The sequence below is a fragment of the Planctobacterium sp. AWH2_060 genome, assembly GCF_056158425.1.
Genome location: NZ_JBSWTG010000001.1, coordinates 2,217,474 through 2,232,351 on the forward strand (window position 1 = coordinate 2,217,474; position 14,878 = coordinate 2,232,351).

General features: G+C 44.5%; 1 protein-coding gene. It reads right to left on the reverse strand.

Features of this window, described 5'->3' with window-relative positions; all coding sequences use genetic code 11:
* Nucleotides 1–39 precede the first annotated feature (39 nt).
* Entirely contained in the window at nt 40–14,796 is a 14,757-nt protein-coding gene (locus ACXAD8_RS09425) for an Ig-like domain-containing protein (RefSeq protein ID WP_475227665.1), read from the reverse strand.
* Nucleotides 14,797–14,878: the final 82 nt, after the last annotated feature.

The window sequence follows — 14,878 nt, forward strand, 5'->3', positions numbered from 1 at the left end:
TACTTGATATCGCCTAAGAAACAATTTGCGACCTGCATTTCACTTTGACAAATGATGTCTCCAAAACCGTCTATTACACATGGTAAATATCCACAGTACGGCCAGAATCCATAACGACAGACTGCCCCCTGATGAATTACGGACATTAATGACTTCTACTCGCTCAGTATTTACTGTTACGTTTACTCGTGCGGAGGCACTCAATAAACCATCAGAGACAGTGTAATTAATCACATCTGCTCCACTAAAGCCAATATCAGGTGTATAGGTCAATGTATCATCAATATTAACGACAACGCTCCCGTTATTTGCATTAGCGTCAACTATAGTTAATTCATCCCCATCGGGATCGGAGTCATTCGCAAGCACATTGATAACGATACTTGTTTCAAATTCTGTGCTCACATTGTCGTCGACAGCTAACGGCGATTCATTACCATCAACAAATACAGAGACTACAGCAGTATCAACAGCACCATTTGCGTCTGAAACTTGATAGACAATTGTGTCAAGTCCGCTAAAGCTAATGTCAGGTTCATATCTGATCAGATTATTATTGAGTAATGATACAGTGCCAAATTCTGCTGATGCGCTATCTACCGTTAACGCATCACCATCAACATCAATATCATTAGACAAAACATCAATATCAATAACTGTTAAATTATCCGTCTCTGCGTAGTCATCAAATGCTCCTGGCGCCCTATTTCCCACAACCGTCACAGCAACGCTTGCACTGTCAGAGCCCCTGTTACCATCACTAATTATATAGCTAATACTATCCCGACCTGAAAATCCTGGTTTAGGTGTGTAAACCAATATGGTGTCGTCATGAACAGCTACTGTGCCTATATCAGCAGTCGCACTGACTAAAATTAATGTGTCGCCGTCAGCATCAGTGTCATTGAGCAATACGTCAATTTCAGTCGGTGTATTCCAACTTACCTTAGCTTGATCACTTTGCGCCAACGGCGCATTGTTGTCACTAACAAATACTGCTATCCCACCAGGGTCTGCAACGCTACTGTTAACCACCCTATCATCGTCATTGGCACCACCATCCTCAATCAATAACTGAACACACCAGCTTCCTGCTTTTAGACCTCGTTTCCAGCTTGCGCTTCCCGGTGCAGGACAAATACCACGCTCACCTTTTGCGGAAAACAACTTGTTCTTGTCATCTTGAACAAAGCTTGTCCAAAACTCTGTATCAGCATTGTATTTTCGGTAAACAGCATTCTCGGGTATAGGTTTAGACTGCGGAATAACAACGCGCGCTGATTGACCAGCAATTGGTAGATCATAAAGCACAAAGTCATAAATTCCGCCGCTATTCTCATAGCCACGATCTTCGGGTAATCCAGTCACGATCAAAACGACTTTCTCACCAAAACGATTGACTCTTTCTGCTCTATTTTCTGGCTCCGTTAATATAACCTGCAGACCATTAGAATCATTAACTGAAGAAGTTTCTCCCAGTTTCATGCAAACGCCCGGCTCAGTCTCAACCAGAAATTCATCTTGATTATCAGCCTGTGCTGCAATCACGTTACAATCATCGATAGCGTCTAAATAATCAGGCACCCCATCGCCGTCACTGTCACCATACCCCTCCTGAGAGTCTGGTATCAAATCTCCGTCTGAATCTGCCGTTTCACTTAAGGCACTGAAACTGTCTACTACTTCAATATCAATAAATGTCGATGCATCCTGGACCGGTTCCCCATCATCACTTACAAATACCGACACCTGATAAATTGCACTTCCGTCCCCCACAGGCGCCAATAAGCCAGGATCGAATAGGAATACATTCTCAACATCACTTGTATTTACAAGACCTTCTGCAGTCCATTCTGTTGTCAGCGAATCTTGCGGATTAGGATCTGAGACATTTGCAATAATTGATACCAGTCCTTCATCGCGGGCCACTGTGCTTCTCGCTTCCTGATTTTGCTGCAACTGCAAAGAGACTTGTGGCGAAATATTAGATTCAGTAATAGTAATACTCGTACTATTATTTGCCCCGCTATTTTGGCCCTCGTCAATTTGCACAACTATTGTTTCTTCGCCTTCGATAGTACTGTCTGGAAACACGTCGATATCAAAGGTCTCTATCTGACCGCTGTCAAAAGTCACGCTACCGGAAGCCGCATCATGATCTACGCCATTACCATCTGAAGTTCCGGTGACCGTATAATTTACGATGTATGGGTATACTGGTGCATCGCCGTTCAGAATGACACGGACTTGTATACGTCCACCTTCTGGCACTGATTCATCAGCAGAAACAGAGACGATAGGATTAATATTAACTATTTGCACCTCTGTACTGACAGAGCCATATCTATCCTCAGCTTGCCAGAAAATGGCATGTGATCCGGGCATAAGATTAACCTGCCCACTAACCAGGCGCACAGGAATATCATTACCCTCTGCGTCAACAGCCGTTGCTGTGCCAAAATCAACTTTAGTTAATAATCCCAAGGCATCGATATTGATGTCGTCGGGAACTTGCAATATTGGAGCATTAATGTCATCAACACCAACGACTGTTAAAGTCACTTTTCCTTTATCGTTCTTGGCGCTAGTGTCGCGAACTGAGTAGTTTAGATTTACGGTGCCGATAAAGCTTTCCCCTGCGACGAACTGTAGTTGATTATCTACAATATTCACCTCACCGAAATTAGTTGACGCTTGCTGCAATGTCAGAACATCCCCATTAGTGGCAACATCAGGGTCCTCATCATTTGTCAACACATCCAGGATATAAACGCCTGATTCAGTTTGTTCAAACTCAAAAATATCGTCTATCGCATCAGGTTTATCATTAACGGAAGTAACCTGAACAGTTACTGTGGCAGTAGATGATTGCAGTTCACCATCGTCTGCCTGATAAACAAAACTGTCTTCACCGTTAAAGTTAGAATCCGGCGTATAGATCCAACCAGAATTAGTTGCAGAGAGAACGCCATTTTGAGGCAATGTAATGACATTAAGGGTTACTGCATCGCCATTGCCATCACTAATCTGCGCACTGATAGTCACCCTGCTATCTTCAGCAACCGTAGCTGAGACATCGCTTGCAACAGGGGCTTCATTTTCATTCACTACGTTTATCGTAAACGCATCGAGAGAAACAACATCTTGAGCGTCTGATACCGATATCACAATTTCTTCTGAAATACCGACATCTTGCTCTTGTGGTACACCAATCAGAGCACCTGTTGTTGTGTTAAATTCTAACCAATCAGGCAAGCTCGTTACACTAAACTCTAATGCATCACCATCCGCATCTGAGGCTGTAGGAGAAAATGAATAACTACTACCCACTGAAATTGCCGTCCTGGGTTGCCCAGAAATAACCGGCTTACTATTTTGAGGTAACACTTCAATCGCAAATGCAGGTAATGAAACAGCTGGATTAATGCCATCGCTAACACTGATCACGATATTGCTGTAGCTAGCAACATCATCAATACCAGGAGTCCCTCTTAAACGCCCATTCTGCGGATTAAATGAGGCCCACGCAGGCCGGTTATTTATTGAAAACACCAATGTATCACTATCGCTATCAACGGCGACAGGCTTAAAGTCATAGCGTTCCCCCTGAAATACTTCAGTAACGGGCGTTCCGGCCAAAGATGGAGAGGAATTATCACTTAGCACTTCAATGTTAAAACTGGCCAGAGAAACAGCATCGACACCATCAGACACACTAATCACGATGCCACTGAATACGCCAACATTGGACGTTAATGGTGTACCAGAAAGCTGACCGGTCGCAGTATTGAAGCTAGCCCAAACAGGCAAACCGTCAATGCTAAATGTCAACGTATCATCATCTGCATCACGACTCTCAGGTGTAAAAGTATAACGCTGATTTGCAATAACAGAAGTTGCAGGTGAGCCACTAATCACCGGAGAGCTGTTATCACAGACTTCGCACACTCTTATATTAAATGAGGGTAATGCAACACTATTAATACCATCACTAACCGAAATGCGAACTCCGTTAAAGCTTCCAACGTCGGTTTCCAACGGAACCCCTGTTAGTGTACCGCTAGTAGAATCGAATTGCGCCCATGAAGGTTTATTGACAATTTTAAAAGTTAAAGTGTCATTATCGACATCTTTTGCTTGAGGAACAAAGGAATATTGCTCTCCAGTGGCCACCACTACTGGAGGCGTTCCTTCAATAACAGGTGGATTATTAACCTGTACTTCTATTCTGAATGCAGATAGTTGGGCAGTTAAATCACCGTCACTTACTTTTATTTCAATGCCAGAGTAAACCCCAGCGTCCTCAGAGCCTGGTTGTCCACTCAAGCGCCCAGTTTCAATATCAAATACAGCCCAATCAGGCGCATTACTGACACTGAATATTAAGTTTTCGGAATCAATGTCTGATGCTGTGGGAGTAAAGCTGTATGGTTGAAAAACCTTAACACTGCTTAGTGGCGTCCCGGTTATTACCGGAGCATCATTGACTGGCTGAATCTCAATAGTAACAATTGCAGGTTCCGAATCTGCCTCACCGTCACTCACCGAAAAACTAAACTGTTCAGAATATCCGGATGCATCCTGCATAGGTTGGAAAGTGGCTACTGCTCCATCTAGTGTCAGGCTTCCGCTAGCAACAGTGTCAACAATCTTGAAGCTCAAATTGTCCTCATCGGGGTCACTACCAGTCAACTGAATTTGCAACGTATTATCTTCAAGTACCGTCAGTGATTGTGAATGCGCTACAGGAGCTGAATTATTGCTAAGAACCTCAATACTAAAGGCGGCTAAATGAGCTTTCAGTTCACCGTCTGATACACCAATGACTATGTCGGAGTAAACACCTACATCTTGCGCTTCAGGTACACCTAATAAGAGACCTGAAACAGTATCAAATGACGCCCAATCTGGCTGATTAGAAATTGAAAATGTCAATATATCACTATCCACATCACTGGCGGATACACTAAAACGATACTCAGTTCCCTGTACTACTGTTGTACTGGCCTCACCAACAATGATTGGTGCATCATTTACTGGCTGAATGGTTATAGTAACTGTTGCCGGTGTTGATTCCAGCACGCCATCACTTACCACAAAACTAAACTGCTCGGAATACCCTGAAGCATCCTCAGGGGGACGGAAAGTCGCAATTGCCCCGTCTAACGCTAAACTTCCTGTTGCTACTGTATCAATAATTTTGAAACTTAAATTATCCTGCTCTGCGTCAGTACCCGTTAATTGAATTTGAAGTGTATTATCCTCAAGGACAGTTACTGATTGTGCATTTGCCACTGGCGCTGAATTTGTGCCAAGTACTTCAATAGAAAACGCCGGCAGTTGAGCACTAAATTCCCCGTCTGTTACACCAACAACAATATCAGGGTAAAGACCTAAATCCTCGGCACCCGGTACACCAGATAACACCCCTGTTTCAATATCAAACTCGGACCAATCTGGTTGATTTACTATCGAAAAGGATAACACATCACTATCAATATCCGTCGCGGACGGGCTAAACCGATATTCGGCACCTTGCTGAACAGTCGTACTGGCTTGGCCGGTTATAACAGGCGCATCATTTACGGGAGTGATAGCCAGTACGGCGCTGGCATTGAATTCTAACTCACCATCACTTACGGTAATCAGCAGCGTATCCTGCCCATCATCATTCAATGCCGACAAATATTGAATTGCATTGATATCTTCCAGGAATGCAGACAAATCTGCAATTGCCCCCTTCAAAGTCAATACGGAAGTGCCTGAACCACTTATTTCCAAATTGCCAGATGAACCGTCTCCAGCAAAGGCAATAATCGTACCTGAATTCACAGTAATCGTCATAGTTACTGTGCCTTCCAGAGATTCATCCAGAACTAGAGTTGACAAATCAATATCAGTTTGCTCATCTTCGACGACATCATACCCGTCTGGGAGACCGACAATTTTAGGGTTATTTTCTACAGTAACCACTTCACTTATCGCATTGTTCAATGTTCCACTACTCACTAAGAAATTGAACGATTCAGCTTCACTTCCCTGACTTTCATAAGTCACTTGTAGCGACTCGAAAGTGAGTAGTCCGGAATCAAAGTTGAGGGTCACGGTTTCGTTGTCAAAGTCCTGATCTCCCGCAGCAGTCAAAAAAGCAATGCCAGGGGCATTAACTATTTGTAAAACAGCTTCACCAAAATAATCAGCATCTAATATCCCGTTACTATTTACAGCGCTTAAAGAGGGCGAAATATCAAATTGTGTAAGGGTATCAGCCAAGATACTCAATGGCGCAGGCTGTACGTCAAATTGGATATTTGTGGCAATTACTTGTGCAATAATATTTTCAGAAGTAGCAGAGATTAAAGCGGCATCAATTGAAGAAGACGCAACAAGTAAAATCAGCTCATTATCTTCAATTGCTGAATATTTAAGGTCTTTAAAGGTCGCAACCCCGGCTACGGCAGTAGCGGAATTACCACTTAAAACACCGTCTCCGGATGCTGACAGCGTTACCAGACCACTATAGTCGATATCAACCACACCAAGATCATCAACAGCGCGGATCTCAGGAGTCGTGTCAAAGCCAATACCTGATACCAGGCCATCAGGCTGTTGACTGTACAGTAACTGAGTCGCTTCAATATTCAGAGTCAATGTCACAGGCTGTTGAGCTGCAGAGGTCCCAATTTGTGAGCCTGTCGAGGAAACCAAAACATCCGTGCTTGGCGTTAATGAAAAGCTAATATTGGCATTGTCAGACAGAAGCGCTATGTCATTAAACCAAGTATCAAGATACAAAGAAATATTGCTACGACCATTGGCGATGACAATCGTATCATTAAACCTTAGAACACCGTTTGCATAATCTCCAATATAGGTGGCTATTGTGCTTGTCGTATCCTCATTAACCTGACGTAAAATAAACGACATGTTTTCCGGGTTTAAACTACCGGTGACCGTGAAATTAATTCCTGTGATAATAGTTGCTACGCCATCATTGCCACTGTCGCTGATATCAATAACAACGGCCGTTTGTGCAGAACTTTGACTTAATGCCCCCGAGCCAATATTGTTAGATGGAACAGCAAAAACAAAAGAGGTATCCCTATCCAGCGGCGTAAACAACACATCAACAATCGCAGCGTCAGAGAAATCATCTCCATCGGACACTTGTATAGAGATTTGCTTGGGCGAAAATGTTGTATCGATTGTATTACTGTTAAAATACGTAATTGCTTGTAATAACTCACTGACCCTACTGGTAGTCGCATTAGCATTTAAATTAATAATAAGGTCATTGCCGACGGCGACTGGGTTTTCTAGTTCCCCTACCTCGATACCATTTACAAGTACAGGTGCTCCAGCACCAGTATCCAAAAGTCCTGCATTCAGACTGAGCATATCATCAGCACTGACTCCACCAGAAATAACCCTAGCAACCAAAACACCTCCATTAAAATCAGTGTCATCAACATCGGAAAGCACTGCCGCCTGATCTACATCAAGTACTACCGGGCCAGTTGCCTGAGTATAGTTTATGGAGTCGCCGCTTAGATTTGATATTACCGGTGCATCATTTACCGCTGTAATATCAATATTGATTACTTGCCTAACGATTGCACCGCTGCCATCACTATCACTTATCATCAGCGAAATTGCGGTATGCTGGTCACCGTTAACATTTACCTCTGGTATATACTCGATATTACCAACTTCACCTAAAAAGGCGTCAATCTGGCTCACTGTTCCACTCACAGAAATATTATTACTGGTGGTACTAATAGCAGCTCCTGATGAAGATTCAGTTTTCACCGAAAAGCTCCCCGAAGGCACGCTTATATCCAGGTTGAGCACTTGGCTATCAACATCCGATACATTCAAAGCACTAAAGTCCAGAGGAAACGCAACATCTTCGGTTACTGTGATGTCTGAACTTGCTGCAGAAACTAGCAAATCGTCTATACCTGCTGCAAAAGCACCTGAGGTACTGCTAAAGGTCAAACCTGAAATTCCATTCCAACCATTAAAGCTGATTTTGCTACCTGCTCCATCTATTGCAAACTTTGTTGCCGGGACAGTCATTTCAGCTCCAGTTCCTCCTGTTGGAGTAATTAGGATGTCCCTTGCTGTAGTTCCAGATAAGAAAAAGAACTGTAGGCTTGCAATATTTACTTTTTCTGTAAAAGAAACCTCCATACTGTTGGTAACTGGAGCAGAATTGCTAAACAGAGCCTGCCCCTCTGTACCACCAAAAGTTTGTAAATCAGAAATCTCTAGATTCCCCGCATCCAAAGTGAGAGTCATTGTAATTTCAGAAACTGTTTCGGTGTATGAAGTAGCAGTTGCGACATCTCCCCCCGACATATCGAACTGAATGAGCTGACCATTTATAAGCTCTGGAACATCATTAATGGCTGTAATGTTAATGGGAACAGTTAAAGGTCCACTCGTTTCAGTTCCATCAGTGAGCGTCATCGTAAAAATAAACTGTTCATTTGAATTCAAAACTGGAATAACAGCAATTGCATCAGAGTTATCCAAAAATGCATTGATGTTAGCCACTGAACCTGCAAGCTGCAGTGAAGAAGAGCTGGATTGTGTAACTACAATACCGCCAGAAGAACCTAATGGGGAAAGTAACCGACCTTGACTCACCGACAAATTCAGCAGCAAATCATCACCTTCAGTATCTGACACGTTAACATCGGACAAAACGAGATGTGTTTTTGTATCTTCCTGAATCGTAAATTGAGTAGGCAGATTAGTAACTTCAGGAACGGCATTCTCAACAATACTAACCGTTACTTGTTGAGCAGTCTCTTCGAGAGCATTATTGCTTGGAATGGTATCTATAGAAACGAGCACTTGTTCTGGCTCATCTGCCAATGGGGAATCATTTATAGTGGTAATTGTAAACGACGCCTGGCTACTCCCAGTGACTATAGTTACCTGATTATTTACCAATCCTGCAGTGTTATAATCAGCCCCAGATGACGCAGTCGACCCAGCAAATGAAAGATTTACCAATACCGAAGAACTTGCGGTTACAGGTTGACCGTCAGCGCTCCTTAAAGCCACAGTAACATTGGCAGTTTCCTCTTTTTCTTCAATCAACTGGGCCTTGTCCACTAACAATTGAACCGCAGGCATAGTGTAAAAATTCAAACCTGATAAAGTGCTGATCCCCGAATAAGCATTCCCGGCCACATCGTTTAGTAAATCACCACTAATACGGACTGCGTATGAACCTCCAGCCTTTAGCTCCTGGTCCAAATTGATGGTTAATGTTGTTCCTGAAATCGATGCGACACCTTGCCCAGTGAGATTTCCGGCATTTAACGTTAGTTTCGTATTTTCCAGTTCAACACTGGTATCTGACAAACGGATAACTTCCAGAATACCTGAAGAGGAAGGGTTAAAGAAAATTGCTTCGCTGAACTGCAACACCAAATTCGTATCTACCTGAACCAACAAGTTCCCATCTGAAGGTGTTGAGCTAATCAATATTGGAGCTGTACTATCATAAGTCACGCTGTACTGCGTGGCAGTAATATTACCATTGCCTACCGCATCTATTGCAACATTAGCAGCCACATTCAAAGCTACCGTACCTTCGCTATCAGGGGTAACAGTCGCTGTATATACCTTAGCACTAGTAGCCGCGAAATTACTCAGACTAGCATTGGTAGCGGAAATATCCCCCACAGCAAATCCAGTGACGTCCTCGCTGAATGTGAATGTCGCGGTAAAGGCAGAATTAACAGAAGTACTTGCACTGGAAATATTCACCGTAGGTGCCACAGAGTCATAAACGACACTAAACTGTGTTGCAGCGGTATTACCATTACCCGCAGAATCTGAAGCTGCATCCGCCGCCACATCCAGGGTGACACTACCCTGAGATGAAGGAGTCACAGTAGCTGAATATACTTTGTCACTGGTGGCTGCAAAATTACTTAAATTGGCATTACTGACGGAAACATCCGCCGCGGCAAAACCTGTCACATCTTCACTAAAGGTAAAGGTTGCAGTAAACGCCCCGTTAGTGGAAACCGAGGGGCCGGATATACTCAAAGTTGGTTTTGTTGCATCATAACTAACCGAATATTGCGTCGCCGCAATATTGTTATTTGAGGCCGCATCAATAGCAACATTGGCAGCCACATCCAGGCTAACGCTGCCATCGGCAGTTGGAGTCACTGTGGCGGTATAAACGCTGGCACTGGTACTGGCGAAATTACTCAGGCTCGCATTGGTAGCGGAAATATCCCCAACAGCAAATCCAGTGACATCCTCGCTGAATGTGAATGTCGCGGTGAAGGCCGCATTTTGAGCTGTAGTTGGTCCGGTAATAGTCACCGTAGGCACAGTCGTATCGTAGTTCACGCTGTATTGCGTCGCCGCGGTGTTGTTATTTGTGGCACTATCGGACGCCACATTAGCTGCAACATTCAAAGTAACATCACCTTCATTAACTGGCGTTACCGTAGCGGTATAAACCGACGCACTGGTGGCGTTAAAATTGCTCAGACTAGCATTAGTTGCGGAAATATCCCCCACAGCAAATCCAGTGACGTCCTCGCTGAATGTGAATGTCGCGGTAAAGGCAGAATTAACAGAAGTACTTGCACTGGAAATATTCACCGTAGGTGCCACAGAGTCATAAACGACACTAAACTGTGTTGCAGCGGTATTACCATTACCCGCAGAATCTGAAGCTGCATCCGCCGCCACATCCAGGGTGACACTACCCTGAGATGAAGGAGTCACAGTAGCTGAATATACTTTGTCACTGGTGGCTGCAAAATTACTTAAATTGGCATTACTGACGGAAACATCCGCCGCGGCAAAACCTGTCACATCTTCACTAAAGGTAAAGGTTGCAGTAAACGCCCCGTTAGTGGAAACCGAGGGGCCGGATATACTCAAAGTTGGTTTTGTTGCATCATAACTAACCGAATATTGCGTCGCCGCAATATTGTTATTTGAGGCCGCATCAATAGCAACATTGGCAGCCACATCCAGGCTAACGCTGCCATCGGCAGTTGGAGTCACTGTGGCGGTATAAACGCTGGCACTGGTACTGGCGAAATTACTCAGGCTCGCATTGGTAGCGGAAATATCCCCAACAGCAAATCCAGTGACATCCTCGCTGAATGTGAATGTCGCGGTGAAGGCCGCATTTTGAGCTGTAGTTGGTCCGGTAATAGTCACCGTAGGCACAGTCGTATCGTAGTTCACGCTGTATTGCGTCGCCGCGGTGTTGTTATTTGTGGCACTATCGGACGCCACATTAGCTGCAACATTCAAAGTAACATCACCTTCATTAACTGGCGTTACCGTAGCGGTATAAACCGACGCACTGGTGGCGTTAAAATTGCTCAGACTAGCATTAGTTGCGGAAATATCCCCCACAGCAAATCCAGTGACGTCCTCGCTGAATGTGAATGTCGCGGTAAAGGCAGAATTTACAGAGGTACTTGCACTGGAAATACTGACAGAAGGTTGGGTCGCATCATAAACCATGCCAAACCCGGGTGCCGCTGTGTTTCCATTACCCGCTGCATCCTGTGCGGCATTAGCTGCAAGATTGCCAGTAACCTGGCCGTCTGATGTAGGAGTCACGGTAACTGTATAAAAATTATTGCTGCCAGAAAAACTGCTTAAACTTGCGTTGCTAAAACTTAAATCATCAATCGTAAAACCCGTGACATTTTCACTAAATGTAATCTCAGCCTGAAAAGCGGCATTAAATGGATTGGCCACCTGATCTACTATAGTTACCGTTGGGGCAGTATTATCTACACTAAAGGTAACGGAGGGACCAGCTCCTGAGTCAGTTTTTGAGCCATTACGAGAAGCCCCTCCTGTAACGCTGATCCCAAGGGTTCCCTCACCAGTAATGTTACTGACATTTACTGTTGGAGTAGACGTAGAACCATTAGTAACGCTCAGAGTCCCTGTAGCCGTGCCAGTTGTGTTTAAAGACAGTGAATTGTTGGTCAGACTTACTTCTTCAACATTTGTGTATGTAATTCCAAAAGTCACAGGGCCAGTATTAGTAATACTAACGGACGGAGAGGCTATACTCACAGTAGGTGTCAGCACTGTGGGTGACGCTTCATATTCTATGGACAGCTGAGTCGCAGCGGGGTTTTTAACACTGCTGTCAACTGCATCATCTACACTATTTGCGGGTAAATCCACCGTAACTGTTCCGGTGTTAATAGGCACTATATTTGCGGTGTATTGATTACCCGAACCTGCAAAATTTGCAATGCTACCGTTGCTGACACTCAAATCTCCAGCATCAAACCCAGTTACAGCTCGGCTAAAACTAATGTTCAGAGGTATAGCCGCCAATGATGTTGGTGAAGACTCTGAGGTTGACAGTAAAACGGTCAACGGCACAACATTTAGAAAAGCCGTAGACGCAGAAAATGATGTATTCGCACTATCAACTGTGGCAGATGCTGCAGATGTAACACTGGTATAAGTACCCTCGGAACCGGCAGGAACAGCAACCGTGACATCAAAGCTACAACTTCCACCTGGAGATAACTCACCTGCTGAAAATGCCAGGTTTGTAGTTCCCGATATTGTACTAGATCCATTGCAAGGTGTTGAAGGTAAGGCTCCACTGACAGCTAAGCCGCTTATAATTTGTGTCAAATCATGGGAAAACTGGATTGAAGTTGCTGCACCAGCGCTAGCATCGTTTGTGATAGTATAACGAATGACAGTATCAGTTGCCGGAATCACGGATTCGGTTAAAAATTGATGTGTTAATACCAGCCCCGTTACAATAAAGCTGTCAGATGCAGCAGCAGAAGTTACACTTGTGGACCCAACCGTACCAGATATTGAAGAGGTGTTGATAATGGTAGTTCCCGCGGCCGCATTAGCAGGAACCATGGCTGACACGGTGAAACTGCAAGTCTCCCCCGGGGTCATAGAGATACCGGTAAATGTAAGGACCGAACTGCCAGAGACCGAAGAGCCACTACTGCAGTAGCCTGAAGACGGTAAACTGGATGCCGCAAATCCAGACAAAGCCGAATCCAGATCTACAGTAAAACCAACACCACTAGCATTAGAAGAGGCATTTTCATTATAATTTAGAGTGAAATTTAGAGTAACCGTTCCACCGGGGACAACATCACTTTCGGTTATAGAGAAACTAATCGCCGGAGCAGCGATTATCGACAAGCTTGCTGTCGCGGCACCAATCCCAAAGTTGCTGCCACTAACAGTTGCAGAGCCGCCAGATGTGGTAAAGTTATAATCACCAGGTTGTGCCTCAGAAGGTACCGTTAGTATTACATCAAAACTACAATTAGCGCCAGCTGAGAGGTTAGCGCCGCTCATGGTAAAACCAGTAACCGTAGTGCCCTCAGTGGTAGTAGCAGTTGTTGAACCCGAACCACAATAGTTAGCTGATGGAAAGGTTTTGGCAACGAACCCGGCTAATCCATCCGCAGTGAGTACAGAAAATGTGATGTCCGAAGCGGAATTCGCAGAATCAGTATTTGTCACTGTAAAACGAAGCGTGACATCCTCGTCAGGCGTCGCAGATGAGGACAAAAATTGCATCGTGAGTAAAGGCGCTTTACGTACCCTTAGCGTCGCACTCGCAGCCGCTGATGTAGTGGCAGAGCCTCGGGTTAAATTAATGGTACTTGAGGTCACTGAATAATCACCAGCGGCGGCATTAGATGGAACCAAGACGCTTACAGAAAAACTACATGTCGCCGCTGAGGCGAGACTGACATTACTGACGCTAAGATTTGATGCACCAGAAATAGTAGATCCTGAACCACAAAACCCACTAGCAGGTAAAGCAGTAGCGCTCAATCCTGACAAAGCAGCGTTTAGGTCTACAGTAAAATTAAGGCCGGAAATGTCGTTATCTCGGTCGATATTAACCAATTCAAAATCAAGTGTAATTGTTTCACCCGGAGAAGCCTCATCGGAAAAACTCAACGCCATCACAGACCCGTTAGTAATTGAACTTTCCACCGTAATCGAAGTGCTTGCAGGACCACTCGTACCGGCTGATGAGGTCAATGAACCGGTTTCCATGTGATAAGTTCCGACAACCTCAGGCGCTTTAACATTCACTGTCGCAGTACAGGATGCACCCGCATTTACTTCTACGTCATTGGCTGTGATTGATTGGGCACTGGTAGAAATAGCAAATGAACCCAAAACGAATGTGGAAATAGTTCTAAGTGGACAATTATGTGAAAACTCAGGACTTGAAGCGAATTCAAATCCATTATTAAGGGCGTGACTAAAGTCTATAAACGTTGCATTAGAACCACTTAAGGAATTATCAATGGTATAGGTGATGGTGGTAACGTCACCAGGAGCTACTGTCGCCGGAGAAGCAGATATTGACAGAGAAGGTAGAGTGCTGGAGACCGTGATGTCGGCATTTGCGGTAGTGTGATTTCCTGCGCTAGAGGACAACGTACCTGTCGTCAGACTGTGTGTACCTGCTGTCGAACTTGTAACTAACAAAGAAAATGTACATGAAACGCCAGTTCCAATCCGAGCATCTGAAAAAGAAACACTGGAACCACCACCTGCGGCGGTGATTTGCGCCGAGTTACAATCTGTGGACGCATTGGGTGACGTTGCAATGGTGACTCCAGCGGGCAATGTGGCACTAAAAGCAGTATCAGCAAGCGCAGTGTCATTGGCCGAATTGTCTATCGTAAAAGTCAGAGTACTGCTAGCGCCGGGTGAAATTGTTGAAGGAGAAAAAGCCGCAGTAAAGGTTGGATCTCCTGCCAAAACCTCTCCAGGTTTAACCAAGCAAAAAAATAACACAAACGCTGCCAAAAAGTAGCGATAGAACCTAGAGTGGAGTGCCATA